At 75.1% G+C, this 24,199-nt stretch carries 20 protein-coding genes; 3 read left to right on the top strand and 17 right to left on the bottom strand.

Annotation, left to right across the window (positions count from 1 at the left end):
- Window positions 1-155 precede the first annotated feature (155 nt).
- The 6 genes from purM to BLU55_RS16050 form a co-directional block, all read right to left on the bottom strand.
- A complete protein-coding gene (gene purM, locus BLU55_RS16075) occupies window positions 156-1,238 on the bottom strand; it encodes a phosphoribosylformylglycinamidine cyclo-ligase (protein WP_091731756.1) in 1,083 nt (360 codons plus the stop codon).
- Entirely contained in the window at window positions 1,235-2,797 is a 1,563-nt protein-coding gene (gene purF / locus BLU55_RS16070; RefSeq protein WP_091731753.1) for an amidophosphoribosyltransferase, read from the bottom strand. The genes purM and purF overlap by 4 nt, the downstream gene beginning before the upstream one ends.
- Before the next feature lie 46 nt (window positions 2,798-2,843).
- Window positions 2,844-3,635 carry an inositol monophosphatase family protein gene (locus tag BLU55_RS16065; protein ID WP_197681018.1) on the bottom strand — a complete coding sequence of 264 codons (792 nt, stop codon included), beginning with the start codon at window positions 3,633-3,635 and terminating at the stop codon, window positions 2,844-2,846.
- Window positions 3,636-3,644: 9 nt separating this feature from the next.
- On the bottom strand, window positions 3,645-5,738 hold the full coding sequence (locus tag BLU55_RS16060) for an ATP-binding protein (protein WP_091731750.1): 2,094 nt from the start codon (window positions 5,736-5,738) through the stop codon (window positions 3,645-3,647).
- Between the two features lie 82 nt (window positions 5,739-5,820).
- Complete coding sequence (locus tag BLU55_RS16055; protein WP_091731747.1) at window positions 5,821-7,170, bottom strand: dipeptidase; 1,350 nt, start codon at window positions 7,168-7,170, stop codon at window positions 5,821-5,823.
- Window positions 7,171-7,179: 9 nt separating this feature from the next.
- Window positions 7,180-7,548, bottom strand: a complete 369-nt coding sequence (locus BLU55_RS16050) for a sterol carrier family protein (protein WP_091731744.1) — start codon at window positions 7,546-7,548, stop codon at window positions 7,180-7,182.
- A 67-nt stretch (window positions 7,549-7,615) separates the two neighbouring features.
- Here BLU55_RS16050 and BLU55_RS16045 point away from each other — a divergent pair, with 67 nt between their 5' ends.
- A complete protein-coding gene (locus BLU55_RS16045; RefSeq protein WP_091731742.1) occupies window positions 7,616-8,572 on the top strand; it encodes an NAD(P)H-binding protein in 957 nt (318 codons plus the stop codon).
- Here BLU55_RS16045 and BLU55_RS16040 read toward each other — a convergent pair.
- The 4 genes from BLU55_RS16040 to BLU55_RS16025 all read right to left on the bottom strand — a co-directional run bounded on the left by BLU55_RS16040 (window position 8,542) and on the right by BLU55_RS16025 (window position 14,084).
- Entirely contained in the window at window positions 8,542-10,650 is a 2,109-nt protein-coding gene (locus BLU55_RS16040) for a sensor histidine kinase (RefSeq protein WP_091731739.1), read from the bottom strand. The two genes, BLU55_RS16045 and BLU55_RS16040, sit on opposite strands and share 31 nt — an antisense overlap.
- Before the next feature lie 178 nt (window positions 10,651-10,828).
- The gene (locus tag BLU55_RS16035; protein ID WP_091731738.1) at window positions 10,829-11,410 is read right to left on the bottom strand and encodes a hypothetical protein; all 582 of its coding nucleotides are present in this window, start codon (window positions 11,408-11,410) and stop codon (window positions 10,829-10,831) included.
- 47 nt (window positions 11,411-11,457) lie between these two features.
- Window positions 11,458-13,764 carry a phosphoribosylformylglycinamidine synthase subunit PurL gene (gene purL / locus BLU55_RS16030; protein ID WP_407938390.1) on the bottom strand — a complete coding sequence of 769 codons (2,307 nt, stop codon included), beginning with the start codon at window positions 13,762-13,764 and terminating at the stop codon, window positions 11,458-11,460.
- A 134-nt stretch (window positions 13,765-13,898) separates the two neighbouring features.
- Entirely contained in the window at window positions 13,899-14,084 is a 186-nt protein-coding gene (locus tag BLU55_RS16025; protein ID WP_231916918.1) for a hypothetical protein, read from the bottom strand.
- A 16-nt stretch (window positions 14,085-14,100) separates the two neighbouring features.
- On the opposite strand from BLU55_RS16025, the gene BLU55_RS16020 reads away from it, so the two are divergent.
- Together BLU55_RS16020 and BLU55_RS16015 are read left to right on the top strand one after the other, a co-directional pair.
- A complete protein-coding gene (locus tag BLU55_RS16020; RefSeq protein ID WP_091731735.1) occupies window positions 14,101-14,721 on the top strand; it encodes a C40 family peptidase in 621 nt (206 codons plus the stop codon).
- 100 nt (window positions 14,722-14,821) lie between these two features.
- Complete coding sequence (locus BLU55_RS16015) at window positions 14,822-16,258, top strand: glycoside hydrolase domain-containing protein (protein WP_091731732.1); 1,437 nt, start codon at window positions 14,822-14,824, stop codon at window positions 16,256-16,258.
- A gap of 3 nt (window positions 16,259-16,261) precedes the next feature.
- On the opposite strand, the gene purQ is transcribed toward BLU55_RS16015, so the two are convergent.
- The 7 genes from purQ to BLU55_RS15980 form a co-directional block, all read right to left on the bottom strand.
- Complete coding sequence (gene purQ, locus BLU55_RS16010; protein ID WP_091731729.1) at window positions 16,262-16,933, bottom strand: phosphoribosylformylglycinamidine synthase subunit PurQ; 672 nt, start codon at window positions 16,931-16,933, stop codon at window positions 16,262-16,264.
- Window positions 16,930-17,175 carry a phosphoribosylformylglycinamidine synthase subunit PurS gene (gene purS, locus BLU55_RS16005; RefSeq protein ID WP_091731725.1) on the bottom strand — a complete coding sequence of 82 codons (246 nt, stop codon included), beginning with the start codon at window positions 17,173-17,175 and terminating at the stop codon, window positions 16,930-16,932. The genes purQ and purS overlap by 4 nt, the downstream gene beginning before the upstream one ends.
- A gap of 46 nt (window positions 17,176-17,221) precedes the next feature.
- Window positions 17,222-18,451, bottom strand: coding sequence for a S8 family serine peptidase (locus BLU55_RS16000; RefSeq protein ID WP_157682908.1), 1,230 nt, complete (start codon window positions 18,449-18,451; stop codon window positions 17,222-17,224).
- Entirely contained in the window at window positions 18,448-19,788 is a 1,341-nt protein-coding gene (gene eccB, locus BLU55_RS15995; RefSeq protein WP_091731719.1) for a type VII secretion protein EccB, read from the bottom strand. Before eccB ends, BLU55_RS16000 begins: the two co-directional genes overlap by 4 nt.
- Before the next feature lie 93 nt (window positions 19,789-19,881).
- Window positions 19,882-20,895 carry a hypothetical protein gene (locus BLU55_RS19550; protein WP_157682907.1) on the bottom strand — a complete coding sequence of 338 codons (1,014 nt, stop codon included), beginning with the start codon at window positions 20,893-20,895 and terminating at the stop codon, window positions 19,882-19,884.
- A gap of 118 nt (window positions 20,896-21,013) precedes the next feature.
- Window positions 21,014-22,381 carry a type VII secretion integral membrane protein EccD gene (gene eccD, locus BLU55_RS15985; protein WP_091731716.1) on the bottom strand — a complete coding sequence of 456 codons (1,368 nt, stop codon included), beginning with the start codon at window positions 22,379-22,381 and terminating at the stop codon, window positions 21,014-21,016.
- A gap of 165 nt (window positions 22,382-22,546) precedes the next feature.
- Window positions 22,547-24,133: a hypothetical protein gene (locus BLU55_RS15980; RefSeq protein ID WP_091731714.1), complete on the bottom strand. Its 1,587-nt coding sequence runs from the start codon at window positions 24,131-24,133 to the stop codon at window positions 22,547-22,549.
- Window positions 24,134-24,199 lie beyond the last annotated feature (66 nt).

Genomic DNA, 24,199 nt, shown 5'->3' with positions numbered 1-24,199 from the left:
CCCCTCGCACGTTTGGCCGGCGCTCATCGGCTGCCGGTCGGAGTCAACTGTTCGTGGCACAACCCTAGCCGCCCGCCGGTCATTCCCGCACGTCGGCCCGCAAACTCGCCGGGAGGGGGCGGCGAGGCGTCGCGAAGGGCCAGGTCAGGGACCCCTCAGCGGTGGTCGCCGCGCAGCGTCACCCGGCCGCCCGAGCCGGCCGACACCTCGTCGACGGTGCCGACGACCCACGCGTCGACCTGGTGGCCGGCGAGCAGCGAGATCGCCCGGTCGGCGTCCTCCGGGGCGGTCAGGGAGACCATCCCCACGCCGCAGTTGAGGGTGCGCTCGAGGTCCTCGCGGGCCACCCCGCCGGTGCGGGCGACCAGGTCGAAGACCGGCGGCAGCGACCAGGTGGTGCGGTCCAGCGTGGCGCCGAGCTCGACCGGCATCACCCGCTCGAGGTTGGCGGCCAGCCCACCGCCGGTGATGTGGGACATCGCGTGGGTCTCGGTCTCGCGGGCCAGGTCGAGGCAGGCCTTGGCGTAGATCCGGGTCGGCTCGAGCAGCTCCTCGCCGAGGGTGCGGCCGAGGTCGTCGACGTGCTCCTCGAGGCGGCGACCGCCCTGCTCGAGCAGGACGTGGCGCACCAGGGAGTAGCCGTTGGAGTGCAGCCCGCTGGAGGCCATCGCGATGACCGCGTCACCGGGCCGGACCCGGCCGGGCCCGAGCAGCTGGCCGGCCTCGACCACGCCGGTCGTGGAGCCGGCGACGTCGTACTCGTCGGGGCCGAGCAGCCCGGGGTGCTCCGCCGTCTCGCCGCCGATGAGGGCGCAGCCCGCGGCCACGCAGGCCTCGGCGATGCCCTTGACGATGGCGGCGATGCGCTCGGGCACCACCCGGCCGGTGGCGATGTAGTCGGTGAGGAACAGCGGCTCGGCGCCGCAGACGACGAGGTCGTCGACGAGCATGCCGACGAGGTCGAACCCGATGGTGTCGTGCTTGTCGAGCGCCTGGGCGATGGCGACCTTGGTGCCGACGCCGTCGGCCGAGCTGGCCAGCAGCGGCCGCTCGAAGGCCTTGAGGGCGCTGGCGTCGAAGAGCCCGGCGAAGCCGCCGATGCCACCGATCATCTCGGGGCGGCGGGCCTGCTCGATCCAGACCTTCATCAGCTCGACGGCGCGGTCACCGGCCTCGATGGACACGCCGGCGGACTCGTACGTCGTGCCGACCTGGGTCGGGGTCACGGGGGTGCTCATGGGCGCTCCAGGGCGTCGTGGGCGCCGCCGCCGGCCAGCGAGGCGGTGAGCCCGTCGGCGTCGAGCAACGGGGCCATCTCCAGCAGGTGCTTGCCGAGGTGCTCGGGCTCGGGCAGCTTGACCGGGTAGACCCCGTCGAAGCAGGCGCGGCACAGGTCGTCGGCCGGCACGGTGGTGGCCTCGATGAGCTGGTCGAGGGCGATGTAGCCCAGCGAGTCGGCGCCGATCGAGGAGCAGATCTCGTCGCTGGACAGGCCGTTGGCGATCAGCTCGGCGCGGGTGGCGAAGTCGATGCCGTAGAAGCACGGCCACTTCACCGGCGGGCTGGCGATCCGCACGTGGACCTCGCGGGCACCGGCCTCGCGGAGCATCCGGACCAGGGCGCGCTGGGTGTTGCCGCGCACGATCGAGTCGTCGACCACGACCAGGCGCTTGCCCTCGATGACGTCGCGCAGCGGGTTGAGCTTGAGGCGGATGCCGAGCTGGCGGATGGTCTGGCTGGGCTGGATGAAGGTGCGACCGACGTAGGAGTTCTTCACCAGGCCGGTGCCGTAGGGGATGCCGCTCTCCTCGGCGTACCCGATGGCCGCGGGGGTGCCGGACTCCGGCACGGGGATCACCAGGTCGGCGTCGGTCGGGAAGTCGCGGGCCAGCCGGCGGCCGATCTCGACGCGCACGCTGTGGATGCGCTGGCCGGAGATGAGGGTGTCGGGGCGGGCGAGGTAGACGAACTCGAACAGGCAGCCCTTGGGGGCGGCCTCGGCGAAGCGACGGGTGCGCAGGCCCTGCTCGTCGACGGCGACCATCTCGCCCGGCTCGATCTCGCGGATGTACGACGCCCCGACGATGTCGAGCGCCGCGGTCTCGCTGGCCACGACCCAGCCGCGCTCGAGGCGACCGAGGACCAGCGGGCGGATGCCCTGGGGGTCGCGGGCGGCGTACAGGGTGCCCTCGTCCATCCACACGAAGGAGTAGGCGCCCTTGAGCTTGGGGAGCAGCTCGGCGGCCCGCTCCTCGAGGCTGGTGTCGGGGTGGTGGGCCAGCAGCGCGGTCACCAGCGAGGTGTCGTTGGTGCTGGTCTCGAGGCGGCGCGAGCCGATCTCGAGCTCGCCGCGGTCGCCGGGCAGCTCGGAGACCAGCTGCTGGAGCTCGCGGGTGTTGGTCAGGTTGCCGTTGTGGGCCAGCGCGATGGAGCCGTCCTCGGTGGGGCGGAAGGTCGGCTGTGCGTTGTGCCAGGTGCTGGCGCCGGTCGTGGAGTAGCGCGAGTGGCCGACCGCGAGATGCCCCTTGAGGGCCTCGAGCGTGGACTCGTCGAAGACCTGGGAGACCAGGCCCATGTCCTTGTAGACCAGGATCTGGCGGCTGTTGCTCACCGCGATGCCGGCCGACTCCTGGCCGCGGTGCTGCAGCGCGTAGAGACCGAAATAGGTCAGCTTGGCGACGTCCTCCCCCGGGGCCCACACGCCGAAGACGCCGCACGCGTCCTGCGGTCCGCGGTCCTGGGGGTCGAGGTCGTGAGTCAGGCGGCCGTCACCAGGACGGCTGGGATTGCTGGCCACGTGGCCGAGTGTACGGGCTCGGCCGGGGGTGCTCGCACCCCGCGCGTCAGCGCGGGCGGGGCCAGAGGGGCTCGCACGCCGCGATGGCCCGCTCCAGCGTGGCGGGGTCGGCGGCGACGACCAGGCCCGAGCCCCGGGAGCGCGCGGTGTACGGCGTGCCGTCGCGGTGGGCGACGGCGCCGCCGGCCTCGGTGACCATGAGGGTGCCGGGCAGGTGGTCCCACGGGTTGGTGTGGCCGTAGAGCAGGTAGTCGGCCTCGCCCTCGAGCAGCCGGGGGTAGTCGACCCCGCAGCACACCCACGAACCGCGCAACGGCGGCAGGCCGAGCGGGTCGCGACCGCGGCGCGACCAGATCGAGGTGGCTCCCTGCGGCTGGTCGCCGGCGGGGGCGCGGTGGACCGGCTCGCCGTTGCGGCGCACGCCGGCGCCGCGCTCGGCCACCCAGGCCTGCCGGTGCTCGGGCTGCCAGATCCAGCCGCGGACCGTCTCGCCGTCGACCACCTCGGAGAGCATCACCGCGTGGTCGGGCGAGCCGTGCACGAAGTTCTTGGTGCCGTCCACGGGGTCGACCGTGAACCCGTGGTCGGCGGACCGGAAGCGCTCGATGAGGTCCGGGTCGCCGGCGTACGCCTCCTCGCCCAGGACGACGGCGTCGGGGTAGGCCTCCAGGAGCGCCCGCGTGAGCAGCTCCTCGGCCTCGCGGTCGGCCACGGTGACGAGGTCGCCGGGTCGCTTCTCGTCGATGTCGGACTCCGAGAGGGAGCGGAACCGGGGGGTGACCACCTCGGCGGCCACCTGCTGCACGAGCTCGAGGACGGCATCGGTGGTCAGCGGCACCTCGTCAGGCTATCGGCCCGGGCCGCGGGCACCGGCCGCGACCGGGAGGGAGAAGGTGAACCTGGCCCCCTCGCCCTCGGTGCTCTCCACCCAGACCCGGCCGCCGTGCTGCTGCACGATCGCGCGGGTGATGGTGAGGCCGAGCCCGGTCCCGCCCCGGTCCGTGGCGTCGCCGCCGGTCGCCTGGTGGAAGCGCTCGAAGACGTGCTCGAGCTGGTCGGCGGGCAGGCCCGGCCCCTGGTCGCGCACGCTCACCAGCACCACGTCGGGTGTGGTCTCGACCTCGACGCCCACCACGCCGTCGGGGGGCGAGAACTTCACGGCGTTGCCCACCAGGTTGACCAGCGCCTGCTCGATCCGGTCCGCGTCGCCCCAGACCTCGACGTCGGCGACCGGGCCGAGCTCGATGCGCGCCTGCGCGCCCGTCGCGAGCGGCTCCAGCGCGGTGACGGTCTGGCGCAGCACCTCGCCCAGCGAGATCCGGGAGCGCTGCATCCGGAACTCGCCCGTGGCGAGCTTCTCGGCGTCGATGATGTCGTCGACCAGCCGGCTCAGCCGCTCCACGCCGCGGCTGGCGTTGGCGACCAGCGTGTGGCCCTCGGGGCTCAGCGCGCCCGCGTCGCCGTCGACGAACATCTCGAGCACCCCCCTCACCGAGGTCAGCGGGGTCCGCAGCTCGTGGCTGACCGAGGAGACGAACTGGCGCTTGACCTGCTCGACGGCCAGCCGCGCCGAGACGTCGCGGAAGGCGATGACCACGCCGGGCTCGTCGGACCCCGAGGCGACGTCGAAGGCGTGCGGCGAGGCGTGCAGCTCGACGGGCACCACGGCCCCGTCGCCGCGGCGGAGCTCGGCGTCGACGCCGACGACCTCGACCCCGCGGAGCGCCTCGTCGAAGGGGCAGGCCGCCCCGTGCACGGTGCACAGCGCGTCGCAGGCCTCGCGACCGACCAGCTCCGAGGACGTCCGGCCGAGCAGGCTGCGGGCCGAGGCGTTGGCGAAGGTGATGCGGCCCTGTGCGTCGGTGCTGACGATGCCGTCGCCGACGGTGTCGAGGATGGTGGCGTAGCGCTCGGTCCAGTCGCGCAGGTCGGCGGTGCGGTCGGCCACCTCGTGCTGCAGCCGCCAGTGGAAGCGGCGGGCGTCGGCGCTCACCACGAGGTGGCGCACCACCACGGCCAGCGCGGTGACGGCGGCGAGCACCCGCTGCGGCCAGTGCTCGAGCCCGGTGAGCACGGCCGTGACGGCCGCGACCACGACCACCACCTCGGGGGCGGCCAGCACCACGCGGGAGACCCGCGAGCCGAGCTGCACGCTCTCGGGCCGGCGGCCGACGACGCGGTGCGCCGACAGCGCCAGCAACGTCGTCCCGACCCCGACCGCCCACGAGATCCAGGCCGGTGCCACGAGGGCGTCCGGGGTCAGGGTGTACGCCGCCGCGCCGACCAGCCAGGCGGCGAAGGAGGCCGAGAGCAGGGCCAGCTCGGGGCGGGGCGGGTAGACGTGGCGCCGGCTGAGCTCGTAGGCCAGCCCGACCATGGCCAGCGTGGCCGCCGGGTAGGCGAGCGCGAAGACGCGGACCAGTCCCGTGGAGCCCTCGACGGCCTGCCCGACCAGCGACACCGAGCCCAGCAGCCCCAGGCCGGCGACCAGGACGACGACGTCGAGCCAGGCCCGGGCCGCCTCCCCCCGGCTGAAGCGCGGCCGCGGGAGCACCAGCAGCGTGGCCAGGACCAGCAGCATCGCGGCGCCCTGCAGCGGGTAGATGAACGCGTTGATCCCGCGCCCGGGCAGTCCCACGGACACCACGGTGACCAGGTTGCCGGCGCCCCACAGGCCCGCCGCCCCGGCGAGCATCCACCAGCCGGCCGACCAGCGCGCCCGGGTCACCCGGCCGGCCCGGGCGCAGAGCACGGCCGCCGGGACGCAGAGCGCGACCCCGACCAGCTGGGCCACCACGGCGACCGCGAGGGTGTCGGGGGCGAGCAGGGCCAGGGCGCCGACGAGCACGAACCCCGTCGCGACCACGAGCGCCGTGCGACGTCCGGCCCGGTCCGGGGCCAGCAGCAGGAGCTGCTGCGCGCTGGGTCCACCCGCTCGCACCGCGGCCACCTCCCCCTGCGGACCCGTGCCTCCGGACGTCACGGGCGCCGCGCGGTCACCCTAGTCCGCGGACCGGCCCGGGTCAGCCGTCGGCGAGCAGGTCGAGCAGCAGCGTCTCGGCCAGGCAGACCCGCTCGAACTCGGCGAGGTGCAGGCCCTCGTTGGCGCCGTGGGCCCGGGTGTCGGGGTCCTCGACGCCGGTGACGAGCACGCTGGCGTCGGGGAAGGTGCGCAGGAACTCCGCGATGAACGGGATCGACCCGCCGACGCCCATGTCGATCGGCTCGGTGCCGTCCCAGGCCTCGGTGAAGGCGCGGCGGGCGGCGTCGTACGCCGGTCCGGTGGCGTCGATGCTGGTGGCCTCGCCGGTGTCGACGACGTCGACGCTCAGCTCCGCGCCCCACGCGACGTGCTCCTCGAGGTGGCGCCGCAGGCAGGCCAGGGCGTTGGCGGTGGTGTCGCCGGGGGCGATCCGCAGCGAGAGCTTGGCCCGGGCCACGGCCGTGAGGGTGTTGCTCGCGCCGTCGACCTGCGGGGCGTCGAGCCCGGTGACCGTCAGGGCGGGCTTGGTCCACAGCCGCTCCACGGCGGTGCCGGTGCCGATGAGGTCGACGCCGGGCGCGATGCCCGACTCCGCACGCAGGCGGTCCTCCGGGTAGTCGACGTCGGCGGCCGGACCCGCGTGCAGGCCCGCGACCGTCACGTCGCCGGCGTCGTCGTGCAGCGTCGCGACCAGCCGCGCCAGGGTCATCAGCGCGTCGGGCACCAGGCCGCCCCACATGCCGGAGTGGACGGCGTGGGTCAGGGTGCGCACGGTGACGTCGACGCGGACCAGGCCGCGCAGGCTGGTCGTCAGCGCGGGCACGCCGATGTCCCAGTTGCTGCTGTCGGCGATCACGATGACGTCGGCGCGCAGGAACTCGGCGTGCTGCTCGAGCAGGGCCGGGAGGGTGTCGCTGCCGACCTCCTCCTCGCCCTCGACGAACATCGTCACGCCGACCCCGAGGTCGTCGCCCAGCGCCCGGACGGCGGCGAGGTGGGCGGCGATGCCGGCCTTGTCGTCGGCTGCGCCACGGGCGTGCAGGCGGCCGTCGCGCTCGGTGGGCTCGAAGGGCGGGGAGTCCCACTCGGCGTGGTCGTTCTCGGGCTGCACGTCGTGGTGGGCGTAGAGCAGCACCGTCGGGCGACCCTCCGGCGCCGGCTTGCGCGCCAGCACGGCGGGTGCGCCGCCGTCCTCGCGGGCGCTCACCACCGCGACGTCCTCGAAGGCCTCGGCGCGGAACAGCTCGGCCACCGCCTCGGCGCTGCGCCGCACCTCCGCCGCGCGGGCCGGGTCGGCGCTGACCGACTCGATCCGGACCAGGTCCTCGAGGTCCTGGCGCACGCGGGGCAGCTCGGCGGTGACGCGGGTCCTCAGCTCGTCGACGTCCATGCGCCGAGCCTAGGAGGTCGTCGGTGCGTCCCCGAGCGGGAGGTGGGGCGAGAGGTCCGCCCGCTCCCCCGACGCCCGGACCCGGCCCTCGGCCATGGCCTGCGACCACGCCAGCCGACCGGTGGCCAGGTCGATCCAGGTCGTGGCGTCGAGCTCGACGACGGCCGGCGGGGTGCCGCGGGTGTGGCGCACGCCCGGGATCACCTGCGCCGCGGCGTACGGCGGGACGCGGACCTCGACCGAGGCGCCCGGCGCCCGCTCCGAGAGCACCGCCAGGAAGTGCTTGACCAGCAGCTTCAGCTCCGCGCGCGAGCGGTCGTCGTGGGCGAGGGCGGCCGCGACGGCGGCGGGGTCGGCTGGCTGGAGTCGGGCGGGCACCGCGCCACGCTAGCCCGCGGCACCCGCGGGTCGCGCCCGGCCAGGTGGTCCCGCCTAGGGTCGGCAGGTGAGAGTTCTCGTGACCGGAGCGACCGGCTACATCGGATCCCGACTCGTCCCCGAGCTGGTGGCTCGCGGACACGACGTGGTGGCCGCCGTGCGCCGCGACGGCGCGGCCGACCCCTATCCCTGGGCTGACGACGTCACCACCCGGCACTTCGACATCACCGACCCCGAGCTCGTCCGGAGCGCGGTCGAGGGCGTGGACGCCGTGGTCTACCTCGTGCACTCGATGGAGTCCGAGGACTTCGTCAGCAAGGACCGCGAGGCCGCGGAGACCACCGCGCGGGCCTGCGCGGACGCCGGCGTCTCCCGCCTCGTCTACCTCTCGGGCCTGGTGCCCGACGAGGACGAGCTCTCCGACCACCTGCGCTCGCGCCTGGAGGTGGAGCAGGTCTTCCTCGACGGCCCGGTGCCGGCGACGGTGCTGCGCGCCGCCATGGTGGTGGGGTCGGGCTCGACCTCGTTCGAGATCGTGCGCCGGCTCACCCGACGGGTCCCGATCGCCCCGATCCCGGCCTGGATGCGCAGCAGCCTGCAGCCCGTCGCCGTCGAGGACGTGGTGCGGCTGGTCGGCGGGGCCCTGGAGGGCGAGCCGCGCAACCGCCACTACGACCTCGGGGGCAGCGACGTCGTCACCTACCCCGAGCTGCTGCACGTCGTCGCCGGGCTGATGGACCTCCGGCGGCCCCAGGTGGTGCTGCCGTGGGCGCCCAAGGGCCTCGCCGGCCGCATCGTGGCGCTGGTGACCCGGATGGACCGTCCGACGGTGGTCTCGCTGGTCGACAGCCTCAGCTACGACATGGTCTGCCACGACGACGACGTCTGGCGCGACCTGGCCCGGCCGGGCCACCGGCCGATGGGCCTGCGGGAGGCGTTCGCCCGCTCCCTCGACGACGTGGGCCAGCAGGGCACCCGCGCGCGGGACGACGTTCAGGCCGGCGCGGACACCGACCCGGCCTGAGCCAGCCGCCGGGCCGCGTCGCGGTCCGAGGCCGGCGGCGCCGCCGCCGGCAGCGTGAAGCGGAAGGTCGACCCGGCCCCGAGCACGCTGGTGAGCCAGATCTTGCCCCCGTGGCGCTGCACGATCGACTTGGTGATGGTCAGGCCGAGGCCGGTGCCGCCGAGGTCGCGGCTCTCCGGCACGTGCACCTGGTGGAAGCGGTCGAAAACCCGGTCGAGGTCCTCCTCCGGGATGCCGCGTCCCTCGTCGCGCACGGTCACCATCACCTCGGCGCCGCGGGTCTCGGCGCTGACGTGCACGGCGGCGCCGGGCGGGGTGAACTTCACCGCGTTGCCGACCAGGTTGACCAGCGCCTGCACCACCCGGTCGGCGTCGCACAGGGCGTCGCCCGCGACCTCGCCGACCTCGATGCGCACACCGTGCTGCTCGGCCAGGGGACGCATCGTGGCGACGGTGCTGCGCAGCAGCGGCTCCAGCGGCTCGGGCCGGGCGACCACGTCGAACTCGCCCGTCGAGAGCCGCTCCACGTCGATGATGTCGTCGACCAGGCGACCCAGCCGCTGCGCGCCGCGCTCGCCCATGCTGACCAGCTCCAGGGCCGGGGGCGGGAGCGCACCGGCGTCGCCGTCGGCCAGCATCTCCAGCGATCCGCGGATCGCCGACAGCGGCGTGCGGAGCTCGTGGCTCACGGCGCTGATGAAGTGACGCTTCATCTCCTCGACCAGGGCCCGCTCGGCCACGTCGCGGAAGCAGACGACCGCGCCCTGGCCGCCGTCGCCCACCAGCGGGGTGGCGGTGATCTCGACGGGCAGCAGCGCGCCGTCGGCGCGGCGGTAGACGGTCTCGGTCCGGGGCAGCGCGCGACCCTGCCCCAGCACGGCGTCGAGCAGGCAGTCGTCGTGGTCCTCGGCGCAGACGCGCTCGCAGGCCGGGCGGCCGAGCAGCACGGTCGAGCGCCAGCCGAGGAGTCGCTCCGCGGCCGCGTTGACGAAGGTGATGCGCCCGGCGCCGTCGACGCCGAAGATGCCCTCCACCACGGAGCCGAGGATCTGCTGGTGACGGTCGGCGAGCTCCTGGAGCTCACCGGTCCGCGCGGCGACCCGCTCCTCGAGCGTGGAGCGCAGCTCGTGGCCGTCGACGGCGAGCAGCACCTGGCGCACGACCGCGAGGCCGGCGCCGAGGCCGACCAGGGTCCACTCGTGCCAGGTCTCGGGCTGGCGGACCAGGGCGACCAGGCCGGCGACCAGGACGACGATCTCCGGCAGCGGGGCCAGCACCCGGGACGCGGCGTGCCGCGCCATGGCGCCACCGGTCGCGTCGGTGTCCCGGTCGCGCAGCGCGCAGAGGGCGGCGAGGGCCAGCAGCAGCGGCGCGACGACGTACCCCACGCCCACCGGGGTGACGAAGTAGTCGGCCCGCGCGACGGTGACCCGGGCGAAGGCCAGGTCGGTCACCGTCCAGACCAGGAAGGCGGCGGCGAGCAGCAGCAGGTCCGCCCGCGGCGGGCCGTGGCGACGACGGCCCAGGGTGAGGGCGAGGCTGACCACCACGAGGTCGGTCACCGGGTAGAGGACCGCGACGACGTCGCCGCCCCCGGGCGAGGACGGCAGCAGGTCGCGCAGCACCAGGGCATCGGCCACCAGGACGCCGGCGGTGGCCAGGACGAGCGCGTCGAGCGCCAGCCGGACGCGGGCACCGCGCTCCCAGCGACCCACCGGGACGACCAGGACGCCGACCACGCAGGGCAGCGCGCCGAGGAGGTAGAGCACCCGGGCGGCGTCGCCCAGCCCGGCGCCGGCGACCCACTGCTGGTCCACGCTCCAGAGCAGGTCGGCGAGCAGCCAGGTCAAGGCGGTGGCCGCGAAGCAGGACCAGGTCAGCGCCGTGCGGCCCGAGGTCCCCCGGGCCGCCGCCAGGCAGGCCACCACGGCGACCAGGCTGGCGAGGTTGCCCAGGTGGTCGACCGCCCGGAGCCCGGCGGGGCCGGCCGGCACCAGCGCCAGGGCCAGCACGGTCAGGCCCGCGGCCAGCACGGCCACCCGGCGGGTCAGCTGGGCGGCTCGCGGGCACCGGCGCACGGTCCCCGGGTCGTGGTCCGGACCCCCACGGGGGACGGTCGGCCTCGCTGACGACATCGCGCGCCTCCGTGACCTCGTGAGCTCGTGGCCGGGCGTTCCGGCTGGCCACAGAATCTCACAAAAGGGACAACACGGCGCGGTTTTCGGGGCGTCCCGGACCTCTCGCGTGCCGGGTGACCTAGGAGCCGAACGTCTCCTTCAGGTAGTCCGCCACGGGCGTGCCGAGGGACTTGTCGCCCTTCACCGCGATGTCGCTGGCGCCCTGGGGCACCAGGCTGGAGACGACCTCGCCGCCCTTGCAGGCACCGTCGAGCAGCACCACGCCCGACGCCTCACCGGCGCCGGTGAAGGTGAGGGCGATGTCCTGCTTGCTGTCCTGGATGCAGATGGACTTGGTCTTCGCGTCGAAGATCCCGACCGAGACGCCGGCGGGGAACTTCGCCTGGCGGTTGAAGTCCTTGGCCGACGTGGCGTTCTGCACCGTGCCCTGCTGGTCGAACAGGGTCGTGATGAGGGTGCGGTAGCGCAGGCCGGCCGCCGACCCGGAGGCCTCGGCCGAGGGCGAGGCGGAGGCCGACGGGGACGCGGACCCGCTGGGCGACGCCGACGCCGAGGCGCTGGTCGACTCGCTGGCCGAGCTGGACGCGTCGCCGGAGGCCGAGCCGTCGCCGCCACCGCAGGCGGTGAGGGTCAGGGCCAGTGCGGCGGCGGGCAGGAGGGCTGCGGTGCGGAGGGCGGGACGGGGTGCGGGGCGCTTCACAGGACTGCTCCAGACGGTCGGGGAACGACGGGTCGCGCCCCAGCCTGTCAGGCCAGGGCCAGCGGGAGGGTGGCCACCCACGCGCGGTGCAGCTCGTCGAGGGGCACGTCGAGCCCGTCGGCCAGCGCCAGCGACGCGCCCCCGGTCTCCCCGAGCGTGGTCACCGGGACGCCGTGGTCGGCGGCCAGCTGCACCAGCCGGTCCTCGTCGCCCGCGGCGACGGTGACGACCACCCGCGCGGTCGACTCGCTGAACAGCGCCACGAACGGGTCGGCGTGGACCCCGTCGAGCGCGACGGTCGCACCGACGTGGTGGCGCAGGCCCGACTCGACGAGCGTCTGGGCCAGCCCGCCGTCGGAGACGTCGTGGGCCGAGGTGAGCAGGCCGACGGACGCGACCAGCAGCTCGCTCAGCGACCGCTCCGCGGCCAGGTCGACGCGCGGCGGCAGGCCGCCGAGGTGGTCGTGGACGACCGAGGCCCACTCCGAGCCCGACAGCTCCTCGCGGGTCTCGCCCAGCAGGAGCACTCGCTCGCCGGCCCGCTGGAAGCCCGTGGGTGTGCGCCGGGTGACGTCCTCGATGACCCCGAGCACCGCCACCACGGGAGTGGGCAGGATCGCGGTCTCGCCGGTCTGGTTGTAGAGGCTGACGTTGCCGCCGGTCACGGGGACGCCCAGCTCGAGGCAGGCGTCCTTCAGACCGCGGCAGGCCTCGGCGAACTGCCACATCACGGCCGGGTCCTCGGGCGACCCGAAGTTGAGGCAGTCGGAGATCGCGACCGGCACGGCACCGCCCGTCGAGACGTTGCGGTAGCTCTCGGCGAGCGCCAGCTGGGCACCGGCGTACGGGTCGAGGCGGGTGTAGCGGCCGTTGGCGTCGGTCGAGATCGCGACCCCGAGGTTGGTCTCGTCGTCGACCCGGACCATGCCGCTGTCGCTGGGCTGCGCCAGGACGGTGTTGCCCTGGACGTAGCGGTCGTACTGGTCGGTGATCCACGACTTGTCGCACAGGTTGGGGCTGGCCACCAGGCGCAGCAGCGTCTCGCGCAGCTCGTCGGGCGTGCCGGGGCGGGGCAGCGCCTCCGCGGTGTCGGCCTGGAGGGCGTCCTGGGAGTCGGGCCGGGCGAACGGGCGGTGGTACGTCGGTCCGTCGTGGGCCACCGAGCGCGGCGGCACGTCGACGACCCGCTCGCCGTGCCAGTCGATCTGCAGCCGGGTGCCGTCGGTGACCTCGCCGACGACCGTGGCCTCGACGTCCCACCGGGCGCAGATCTCCAGGAAGCGCTCGACGTCGGCGGGCTCGACGACCGCCATCATCCGCTCCTGGCTCTCGCTCATGAGGATCTCCTCCGGGGCCAGCGAGGAGTCGCGCAGCGGGACCCGGTCGAGCTCGACGTGCATGCCGCCGTCGCCGGCGCTGGCGAGCTCGCTCCACGCGCAGGACAGCCCGGCGCCGCCGAGGTCCTGGATGCCGGCGACCACGCCGGCGTGGAAGAGCTCGAGGGTGCACTCGATGAGCAGCTTCTCCTGGAACGGGTCGCCCACCTGGACGCTGGGCCGCTTGGCCGGGCCGGTGCTCTCGAAGGTCTCGCTGGCCAGGACGCTGACGCCGCCGATGCCGTCGCCGCCGGTGCGGGCGCCGTACAGCACCACCTGGTTGCCGGCGCCGCTCGCCTTGGCGAGGTGGAGGTCCTCGTGGCGCAGCACGCCGACGCACAGCGCGTTGACCAGCGGGTTGCCCAGGTAGGTGGCGTCGAAGACGGCCTCGCCGCCGATGTTGGGCAGGCCCAGGCAGTTGCCGTAGCCACCCACGCCCGCGACGATCCCCGGCAGCACCCGGTGGGTGTCGGGCTCGTGCAGCGGGCCGAAGCGCAGCGGGTCCATCACGGCGACCGGCCGGGCGCCCATGGCGAGGATGTCGCGCACGATGCCGCCGACGCCGGTGGCCGCACCCTGGTAGGGCTCGACGTAGGACGGGTGGTTGTGGCTCTCGACCTTGAAGGTCACGGCGTAGCCCTGGCCGATGTCGATGACGCCGGCGTTCTCGCCGATGCCGGCGAGCATCGCGCCGGCGCGGGTCTCCTGCGGGATCTCGGAGAATTGCTGGAGGTGCACCTTGGAGGACTTGTAGGAGCAGTGCTCGCTCCACATCACGCTGTACATCGCCAGCTCCGAGCTCGTCGGCCGGCGGCCCAGGATCTCGCGGATGCGGGCGTACTCGTCGGGCTTGAGCCCGAGCTCGGCCCACGGCTGCTCCCGCTGCGGGTCCCCGGACGCCACCGCCACGGTGTCGAGGCCGGTCACGGTCGGGCTGCTGGAGGGCTGGCTGGACTGGGGCTCGGTCGTCTCGGGCACGGGGTCAATCTACCGGCGCCCGGACCCCCTCCCGCCCACGCCCGGCGACAGCAGGACTCCCCGACCAGGACCTCCGGCCCTTCGAGACACGACTCCGTCGCTCCTCGGGGACCGAGCGGGAGCGGCCGGGGCGGTCAGGCGGCGGGTGGGGGCTGGTCGGGCGGGGGCTGGGCCTCGGCGAGGCGCTCGTGGAGGCGGTCGCGGACCTGCTCCGGGGACATCTGGGCCCGCTGGCGCTGGTCGCGCGCGATGATGGCGCCCGTCGCGGCCACCCCACCGACGCCGGCCACGCCGAGCACCTTCCACCACGACAGCTTCACGAGAGGACCTCCTGCGATGACCGGCCAGAACGCCCTCAGTCTGGACGACGCGGTCGACCTCACCCGCACCGGCGACCTGTGGCTCTTCCGGGGACGGTCGCCGGCGGACCAGGCGATCCGGGTGCTGACCAACGCACCGGTCAACCACGTGGGCATGGCGGTGGTGCTCGACGACATGCCGCCGCTGATGTGGCACGCCGAGCTCGGCAAGGGGCTGCGCGACGTCTGGACGAACAGCCACCACCGGGGCGTGCAGCTGCACGACCTGCGGGAGGCGGTGGCGCGGTGGTGCGGGCGCTACGAGCAGCGGGCGTGGCTGCGCCAGCTCGACGCCCCGGTCACGCGGCAGCAGGAGGACGCCGTGCTGGCGACGATCGCGCAGCTCGACGGCACGCCGTTCCCGGCCACGGCGGCGCTGGCGGCGCGGTGGGCGCGGGGCCGGTTCCACCACGACGCCGGGGTCGAGACGACGTACTGCGCGGAGGTGGTGGCCCGCACCTACACCGCCATGGGGCTGCTCGACCCCGACCGGCCGACGAACTACTACGACCCGGGCAACTTCTGGTCGGGCGACGGGCTGGAGCTGCTCGACGGCGCGCGGCTGGGCGAGGAGATCGCGGTGTCCCCGCCCGTCTGAGGCCCTCGAATTACAAGATTGTCATTACAAAGACTCATGTGGCGGCTGTGAAGAGTGGGGTTAGGGTGACGGCCAAATCCCACGATTTCGGAGTATTCACATGCGCTTCTCTGCCCGGAGGCTGCTCGCCCCCCTGGCCGCCGGGCTGCTGACCGCCGGGCTCCTCGGCGGCGTCCCCGCGACGTCGTACGCCGCGACCAACCCGGTGACGCCCGGCACCTTCACCGGCCTCGGCTTCGACCAGTGCGAGGCGCCCTCCGGGTCGGCGATGCGCACCTGGATGGACCGCTCGCCCTTCCGCGCGGCGGGCATCTACATCTCCGGGGCCTCGCGGGCCTGCCAGCGCCAGGCGAACCTCACCGCCACGTGGGTCAGCGACCAGCTCGCCGACGGCTGGCACCTGATGCCGATCACCCTCGGCCCGCAGGCGTCGTGCTCGAGCCGCTACCCGCGCTACGGCCGCACCATCGACCCGACCATCGACGCCACCACCACCAACGGGTACGCCGCCGCGCGCGCCCAGGGGGCCGCCGAGGCCCGCAGCGCCGTGGCCCGCGCGACCGCGCTGGGCATCGTCCGGGGCAGCACGATCTTCTACGACCTCGAGGCCTTCGACACCTCCCGGTCGCAGGCCTGCACCTCCTCGGCGCTGTGGTTCCTCGACGCCTGGACAGACGAGCTGCACCGGCTGCGCTACGCGTCCGGCTTCTACTCCAGCGCCGCGTCGGGCATCAAGCTGATCGACGACCAGCGGGTGAAGGTGGGCAACCCGATCTCCATGCCCGACCAGATCTGGATCGCCGACTGGGACGGCAGGGCGAACACCTCCTCGACGTACGTCCGCAGCGACGGGTGGCAGTCGGGCGGCCGCGCCAAGCAGTTCCAGGGCGGGCACGACGAGACCTGGGGCGGCGTGCGGATCAACATCGACCGCAACTACCTCTCGCTGCGCACGCCCGTCCTGCCCGCGGTCCCCACGCCCACGCCCACCCCGACACCGGTTCCCGCACCGGCCCCGACCCCGGCTCCCGCCCCCGCGACCGGCAACCCGGCGTACACCGGCAGCAACCTGAGCGACCCGCGGTGCTCGCCCTCGACCATCAACCAGCCGACCTACCGCCGCACCGGGTCGATCCGCACCGCGGGCCTGGTGCCGCTGCAGTGCCTGCTCAAGCAGCAGCGCCTCTACCCGTACGCCGTGACGGGGTCGTGGAACCCGGCCACCGAGAAGGCCCTCGCCGCGTTCCAGAAGCGCGCCGGCCACCCGGTCCGCACCTACGCCACCCGCAACGACTGGATCAGCCTGGTCGTCACCGGCAACGGCCGCACCACCCTGCGGGCCGGCACCAGCGGGTCCGACGTGACCCGGGTGCAGCGTGCCCTGAACGCCGCCACCGACGCGCAGCTGAGCGTCACCGGTCGCTGGAACAGCGCCACGGCCGACGCGGTCGGCGACTATCAGCGCGGCGTCAGCCTGAAGGCGACCGAGGTCGTGGGCCGCCTCACCTGGGGCGCGCTCGAGAAGGGCCGGTTCTAGTCCTCAGCGCACCAGCGCGGCGGTCAGCACACTGGTGAAGAACGGCAGGCCGTCGGTGCCGGGTCCGCACAGCGCCTCGACGGCGTGCTCGGGGTGCGGCATCAGGCCCACGACGTTGCCCGCCTCGTTGGTGACGCCGGCGATCGAGCGCTGCGAGCCGTTGGGGTTCTCCCCGACGTAGCGCGCGACGACGCGGCCCTCATCCTCGAGCTGGTCCAGGGTGCGCTCGTCGGCGACGAAGGAGCCCTCGCCGTTCTTGAGCACGATCGTCACCTCCTGGCCGTCCTCGTAGTCGCTGGTCCAGGCGGTGCGGGCGTTCTCGACCACGATGCGCTGGTCGAGGCAGCCGAACTTGCGGTGGTCGTTGCGGATCAGCGCACCCGGCAGCAGGTGGGACTCGCACAGGATCTGGAAGCCGTTGCAGATGCCGAGCACCGGCATGCCGCCCCGGGCCGCGTCCACGAGCTCGGTCATGACCGGCGCGAACCGGGCGATGGCCCCGGCGCGCAGGTAGTCGCCGTAGGAGAACCCGCCCGGCAGCACCACGGCGTCGACGCCGCGCAGGTCGTGGTCGCCGTGCCACAGCGTGACCGGCTCGGCGCCCGCGATCCGCAGGGCGCGACGGGCGTCGACGTCGTCGAGCGAGCCCGGGAAGGTGACGACCCCGACCCTCACGAGACGACCCGCACGGCGTAGTCCTCGATCACCGGGTTCGACAGCAGCAGCTCGGCCATCTGGTGGACCTCGGCGAGGACCTCCTCGGTGGCCTCGCCCTCCACCTCGAGCTCGAAGCGCTTGCCCTGGCGGACGTCGACCACGCCGGAGAAGCCGAGGCGCGGCAGGGCTCCCTGCACGGCCTTGCCCTGGGGGTCGAGGATCTCGGGCTTGGGCATGACGTCGACGACGACTCGGGCCACGGGGCGGTCCTTTGCGGTGGGTGGTGCGGGACGGACGCGCAGGAGTCTATCGGCGTGCGCGGGCGACCAGCGGCCGGAGCACCAGCGCGAGGGCCGCGAGACCGCCGCCGCCGATGAGCCACCACAGCACCTCGCGGCGCGCCGGGTCCAGCGGGTCCGTCGTGGCCCGCATCGGACGGGCGCCGGTCGGGCGGCTGGCCACGGCCTGCGCCTGGTCGGCGTCGGGCGCGGCCGGCCCGGCACGACGCTCGTCCAGGGTGGTGCTGAGCGCCTCGAAGGGCCGGATCAGCCCCCAGCCCTGGTCGTCGTCGCGCTGCCCCGCCACGGGCCGCTCGGCCGTCGAGGTGATCCGGTAGGCGATCTGCTCGGCCGACTCCTTCGGATAGCGCTCGCGGAGCTGGGCGGCCAGCCCGGCGACGTACGGCGCGGCCCAGCTCGTCAGCGGCGTCTCGCCGGTGAGGCAGTCGCCGTTGCCGTGGAAGGTGACCAGCACCGCCGCCCCGGGGGCGGAGACGTCGACCGACTCCCCGTGCACGGAGTAGTCGTCGACGACGCCCTCGGCGTTGGTCGCCGCGACGCCGATCACGCCGCGGCCGGCGGCCGGGTAGCGCTTCTCGGTCGTGTCCTGGCCGGTGGTGTCGCCCGACGAGGCCACGACCACCACGTCGCGGCGCTGGGCCAGCGCCAGCGCCGACTCGATCTCGGGCACCGCGGTGTTGGTCGTGGGCGCGCTGAGCGAGACGTTGATGACGTCGGCGCCGTTCTCCACCGCCCAGCGGATGCCCTGCGCGATGCTGCTGCCGCTCAGCACGAGGTCGCCGGGCTGGGCCTCCTCGGCGGTGCGGCTGAAGACGCGGACCGGCAGGATCCTGGCCTCGGGCGCGACGCCGATCATCCCCGAGCCCTGCAGGCCGCGGGCGGCGATGATGCCCGCGACGGCCGTGCCGTGGCCGGTGACGTCGGTGCGGCCGGCGGTGGTGTCGCCGGGCACGAACGACGTGCCGTCGAGGACCACCCCGTCGGGGAAGTGGGCGTTGTCGGTGTTCACGCCGGAGTCGACGACCGCGACCGTGACGCCGCGGCCCTTGGCCAGGGTCCACGCCTGGGGCACCCCGAGCTGGACCAGGGTGGGCGAGACGTCGGGGTAGTACTGCGTGGTGCCGACCTGGCACTGCGCGGCAGCGGCAGGGGTGGCGGTGGCGAGGACCGCCGCCGGGGCGGCGACCAGGAGCGCGGCCACGGCGGCCGCGGCGCGCCGGGAGCCGGGGCGGGTCACGACTCGTCCGCGGCGACCGGCTGCTTCGACGCAGCGCTGTCGCTCAGCTGCGGGCCGGGCGAGAACAGGTCCATCCACGCGGCGGGCACGGGCCGCGGCGTGTAGTCGGAGTAGCCGAGCAGGCCCAGGCCGGTGCCGTCGGACTTGCTGCCCACGGCGTACTTCGTGCCGGTGCCGTCGACGAGGAAGACCGGGCCGACGTCGAGGATGCCGCCGGTGGTGGCCCGCACGACCGCGCCACCGCGCAGGGCGACCTCGCGGGTCAGGCCGCTGCTCGTGGGCTGGGCGGAGTCGTCGGCGACGGTCGCCAGCTGGACGACGGGCGCCTCGCCGTCGGCGGTGTCCATCCGCACGCACGGAGAGGTGGGCTGCTCGTACGCCGTGACGGCGTCCGCGGGCCAGTCGCGCGGGTAGCCGAGCGCGCCCTGGGCGGTGTCGAGCTGCTGGATCTCGGTCAGCGTCTTCTCGACCGGCTGGCGCTCGGAGCGGTAGACCAGGTCGGCGAACTCCGAGGTGTCGAGCAGCCGCCCGTCGGCGCTCAGCACGAAGTGGCGACCGTCGACGTCCACCGGCGTGCCGGCCTCGTCGAGCCCGGGGATCCCCGTGCGGACCGGCTTGCCGATGCCCGGCAGCACGTCGGTGCTCAGCCGCTCGCCCTCGGGGACGAGGTCCAGCCACAGGCCCGAGACCTCGACCGGCTCGACCCCGTCGAGGCCGAGGGCGCGGAGCACGTTCTGCCCGGCCCGGTCGCCCGCGACCGGGTAGCGGTGGTCGCCCGCGACCAGGTAGCGCTTGCCGTCGGCCTGCACGAGCAGGGCGGCGTCGGTGGCCGGCGTGGAGACGGGCTCGGAGGCGAGGGTGGCCTTGATGTCGCCGGCGCTGTTGGTGCAGGCGGTCCAGCCCTGCTCGACGAGGCTGCCCTTGCTGGGCAGCACCTCGGGCGCGCCGGCGATCCCGATGGTCGGGCCCGGCTTCTTGCCCGCGATGACGTCGTCGGCGATGGAGACCGGCTTGGTCCCCTCCTCGAGGAGCAGCCGCGCCGAGGTGATGTTGATGATCGGGTAGAGCGTGCCCTGGAAGGCGTAGAAGCGCGAGCCGCTGTCCTTGCCGATGACCAGGCCCGCCTGGTCCCAGTCCTTGGGCGGCGGCTTCTGGAGGAAGCCGCTCACCGCGGCGCCGGCCACGATCATCAGGGCCAGGACGATGCCGCCGATGATGGTGCGGCCGTAGCGCACGGGCTCGACCTCGCGACCGCCCGGGGCACCGCTGACGAAGGCGGTGACGAGGCGTCGTCGGTTGTAGCCGTGTGCCTCCACGAGGTCACGCTTGCTGGACACGGAGCTCCCGCCCTCCCCTCGGTGCTGGTCGTGCTGCCGGTGCTGCTCGGTGGTGCCGGGACCTGGGTCCCGGCACCACCGGGTGGTGCTGGGTCAGGCGCTCACGAGGCGGTGACGACCGCCGCGACGCCGGGGCCGGGACACGTACGCGCCAGCGGCCAGCAGGCCGAGACCGAGGACCAGCAGGCCCTGGGCGTCGGCCGGGGCGCCCGTGTCGGGCAGCCCGTCCGTCGAGGACGTGGTGGTCGCCGCGGCCGGGGCCGACTGGCAGATCACGGTGTCGGCGCAGGCCGAGACCGGGGCTGCCGCCTCGCCGCCGGGGACGGTGCCCTCGGGGGTCGCCGACACGGTGCCGAGGCCGCCGCCGGAGCTCGGGGAGCCGGTCGTGCCGCCCCCGGTCGAGCCGCCACCCGTCGAGCCGCCACCCGTGCCGCCACCGGTCGAACCGCCACCGGTGCCACCGCCCGTGCCGCCGCCGCCCGTGCCGCCGCCGGTGCCGCCGCCGCCCGTGCCACCGCCGCCGGTGCCACCGCCCGTGCCACCGCCGCCGGTGCCACCGCCGTTGTCGGGGGCCTGGCCGCAGCCGTCCTGGGTCGGGCCGTTGTAGTCGACGCCGCTCGTGCAGGGCACGACCGTGGGAGGCGTCGGGTCCGTGCCGCCCCCGTTGTCGGGGGCCTCGCCGCAGCCGTCCTGGTCCGCGCCGTTGTAGTCGACCCCGTCGGTGCAGGGCTCGACCACGTCGGGGCAGTTGGTCGCGTTGGGGTTGTCGCAGGGCAGCGGCTGGCAGCCGTCGATGCCCGGCTCCTTGTCGACGCCGAGGTCGAGGATGGTGCAGGGGTCGTCGAGGCCACCACCGCCGCCACCGCCGCCACCGCCCGGGTCACCCGGGTCGCCCGGGGTGTCGGCGGGCGGGTCGGCGACCGGGTCGGCGAGCGTCGACACCTGGTCGACGGCGTCGCCCTCGGCCGCGAGCGCCGGGACCGCGAAGGCCCCGGCCACCAGGCCGAGGACCATCAGCGTGACGGCGACGCCCTGGCGGACGCGGTGGGCGGCCGCGCGGGGCGGCCGGACGGCCGCCTGCGGCCGTCCCCTGGTCAGTGGCTTCATCTCGAGATCTCCCCCAGATCATGTGGTGCGTGCGGATCCAAAACGTGACAGAGCGTAGGGACGGGTCGCGGGCCCGTCGAGCGAGCCGCCCTCGATGTGGGACGGCGGCCCGGGCGGGTCACGAGGTGACCGCCGCGACGACGCCCACGGCGACGACCGCGAGCGGCACCATGGCCACGAGCGCGGTCAGCTCGGCGACGTCGCCGAGCCGGCCCCAGCGCACGGAGGCGGGGCGGGGCACCAGCGTGGTGACCAGCAGCACGACGGCCGTCACGGCGAGCACCACGGCCAGCACCGGGAGCCACTCGCGCTGGAGCAGCACGATGCCGACGCACAGCGAGGCGAAGCTGGCGACCGCGCAGCCGAGGCCGGTCACGACCTCGGGACCGACGCGGTACTGGCGGGTGCGGAGCAGCAGCACCAGGCACGCGCACACGGCGACCAGGGCGCCGGTGAGGCCGAGGGAGACCGCCATGGGAGCGACCAGGACGAGCAGCAGGCCGACCGTCGCGGTGACCGCGAGCAGGACCTCGTGGCCGATGCGCGCGTCGCGGCGCACCGCCCCGGCGTCCACGGGTGCGGCCTCGGCGGTGAGCTGGGCGTGGTCCTGCGCCTGGGGGACCCGGGTCGTGGTGGCCGAGAGCGCCACCCACGGCAGCGCGCTGCCGGCGAGCACGACCACGACGAGCAGCACGGTGTGCACCGCCTGCGGGTCGAGCGAGGTGGCGGCGACGATGCCGTTGGCGACCCCGAGGCCCGCGCCGACGGCCGCGGCGGGCACCAGCGCCGCGCGGTGCTCGGCGAGGCCGAAGACGGCCACGAGCCCGACGGCGAGGGCACCACCCGCGCCGATCGCCGCGGGGAGCCCGAGGACGGCACCAGCGGGGGCGGCGGTGACGCCGGCGACCGCCGCGAACACGACACCGGCCCACGAGAGCGTCACGGCCGTCTCGTGCTCGGCGCGGGTGCGCGAGAGCACCACCCCGGCGACCACGAGGACCAGGGCCGAGACCCCGGCGGCCGCACCGGCGACGACGTCGGGACGCTGCAGCCCGAGCGCGAGCGCGCCCAGCGCCAGGACCAGCCCGGCGGCTGCCAGCGCCGTGCGGCGTCCGGTCGCCGGGTCCCACGCCGCCAGGTCGGACTCGACCGCGTCGGCCATGGCCTCGACGACGTCGTCGTAGACCCGGGGCGAGGGCTGGTCGACACCGGCGGCCAGGGTCAGCACGGACCCGGGGTCGACGCCCTGGGCCACCAGCCCGAGGTCGCCGTCGAGGCGTCGCCCGTCGGAGGCGACCAGCGTGTAGCCGGCGTACACCGTCTCGGCGTCGAGGAGGTTGAGGGTGCGGGCGAGCTCGGGCACGAGCTCGGCCACCGGGAGCTGGCCCGGGAGGGCGAGGTCGTGGCGACGGTCGCCGACGACGACGGTGACGCGCAGCAGGCCACCGGCCTCGCTGCCTGCTTCGGGCGCAGCGACCTGCGTCATGGAGCTCCCCCGGATCGGTGTGGACCAGCGGGACGGCGAGCCGGCGGCTGGTGCAGGACGTGTCGACGATATCGGTACAAACGTGCTCGCTCGCCCGGAAGGCGGAAACTCCCGCAACCCGTGACGGAGACCCGCCGTCGTCGGCGGCGGGCCCCCTCGGTGGGCCTACTGGAGCACGTCGGGCGCGACGTCGTCGTCGTCGAGCCAGTCCTCGGCCATCACCATCGCCTGGCGCTGGTCGGGCTTCTCGTCACGACCCCGCTGGGCGCCGCGCGCGCCCTGACCGGACTGCCCGGTGGAGCCCGGCGTGGCGCCGCGCCCGCCACCGGCGGCCGCCTTCTGGCCGGCCGCGCTCCCGGACGAGCCCCGGGCCGAGCTGCCGGACGCCCCGGACGCCCCGGGCCGCCCCGACGCGCTGCTACCCGGCGCGGCCTTCGCGGCACCGCCGGAGGAGCCCGTCGACGTGCTGCGGCCCCCGGCCTGCATCCCGGACCCGCCGGGACGACCGCCGCCGGTGGCGGAGCGACCCGTCGCCCCGCCGGAGCGGGCCGCCTGGCCGGACTGGCCGCCCGTCGTGGCACCGCGGGCGGTCGTGCCGCGCGCTGCCGTGCCGCTCTGGGCGGCACCGGACTGTCCCGCCGCCCCGGAGCTGCGGCCCCCGAGCACGCCCTGGGCGGGGCTGCCGGCCCGACCGCCGATCGCGCCGGCGCGTCCCGCCGCGGCGCTCCCGGCCGCCCGGCCCGACGCCGGGGCCGTGGAGGCCTTGGCTGCGGCGGCCCCACCGGCCGTGCCGGCCCGGGCCGCGCCCGCACCGGCGCTGCCGACCTTGCCGAGCAGTCCCTTGCCCCCGCCGAGGATGGCAGCCGCGCCGCCGGCGCCCATGGCCGTCCCGGTGCCGCCGCCGAGGGCCCCGCTGCCGCCGAGGACCGAGCCGCTGGCGCCACCGGACGCCCCGCTGCTGCCGGCACCTCCCTCGGGCACCGACCCGCTCAGCACGCCGTCGGCGGTCGCGCCGGTGTCGCCGGTGCCGTCGGTGCTGCCCGAGGTGCCGCCGGAGGTGCCGCCCGGGTGGCGGATCGTGCCGCCGAGGACCGGCCCGCGCCCGCCGATGGCCACCGCCCCGACGGAGCCGGCGAAGGTGCCCGACGTGCTGGTCGAGTAGCCGCCGTTGCTGCTCGAGGAGGGGCTCGAGTAGGAGCCGCCACCGTTGCCGGAGTACCCCTGGCTCCTCGGCCCCGTCTCACCGCCGGTGACGCCGGAGTCGAAGGGCGCCGCCTCCTTCATCTGCCCCTGCGCCTGGTCGAAACCGCGGTTCATCTGCTGGAGGTACTCCCCCGCCTGGCGCTCGCGCTCGGCCTGGCCGGCGTCGCGGGCGGCGTCGGCGTGCTCGACCTGGCGGGGCGTGGCCCCGTCGCCGAGCGCGGCGCTGCCGGCCGGGGGCTCGGGCAGGGCGTTGTAGTGGGTGCGGGCGTCGCTGACCGCCTCGGCGGCGGTCCGGTAGGACTGCGCGCCCTCATCGAGCCGCGCCGCCTGGCTGTCGACGTGGGCGGCGAGCGCCTCGAAGGCGGCCGTGGCGGCCTCGCCGTCCTCTCCGGAGGGCCAGGCGTCCTTGAGCTGGGCCTGCTTGGCGCGCAGCCGCTCCGACACCGTGCGGAGGTCGGTCGCGGCCTGCTCCCAGGCCGTGGCCTGCCGGCGCATCGCGCCGGGCTCGGCCTCGAGCGCCTTCTTCAGCGCGGCTTCGTTGGGTCCCATGTCAGCTCCCCCTCGGTGCTGTGCGGTCGTACGTCGTGCCGGTCGGGCCGGTCGGGCCGGTGGTCG

The sequence above is a fragment of the Nocardioides scoriae genome, from assembly GCF_900104965.1.
GTDB lineage: Bacteria > Actinomycetota > Actinomycetes > Propionibacteriales > Nocardioidaceae > Marmoricola > Marmoricola scoriae.
Note: the sequence above shows the minus strand (reverse complement) of the source record. Positions and strands in the feature narration are given on the sequence as shown.

What these genes read in the sequence shown, in the direction of transcription:
- purM (WP_091731756.1), bottom strand. Translation starts at nt 1,238, where the DNA reads ATGAGCACCCCCGTGACCCCGACCCAGGTCGGCACGACGTACGAGTCC.
- BLU55_RS16055 (WP_091731747.1), bottom strand. Translation starts at nt 7,170, where the DNA reads ATGGACGTCGACGAGCTGAGGACCCGCGTCACCGCCGAGCTGCCCCGC.
- BLU55_RS16020 (WP_091731735.1), top strand. Translation starts at nt 14,101, where the DNA reads ATGACCGGCCAGAACGCCCTCAGTCTGGACGACGCGGTCGACCTCACC.
- BLU55_RS16015 (WP_091731732.1), top strand. Translation starts at nt 14,822, where the DNA reads ATGCGCTTCTCTGCCCGGAGGCTGCTCGCCCCCCTGGCCGCCGGGCTG.
- BLU55_RS19550 (WP_157682907.1), bottom strand. Translation starts at nt 20,895, where the DNA reads ATGAAGCCACTGACCAGGGGACGGCCGCAGGCGGCCGTCCGGCCGCCC.
- eccD (WP_091731716.1), bottom strand. Translation starts at nt 22,381, where the DNA reads ATGACGCAGGTCGCTGCGCCCGAAGCAGGCAGCGAGGCCGGTGGCCTG.
- BLU55_RS15980 (WP_091731714.1), bottom strand. Translation starts at nt 24,133, where the DNA reads ATGGGACCCAACGAAGCCGCGCTGAAGAAGGCGCTCGAGGCCGAGCCC.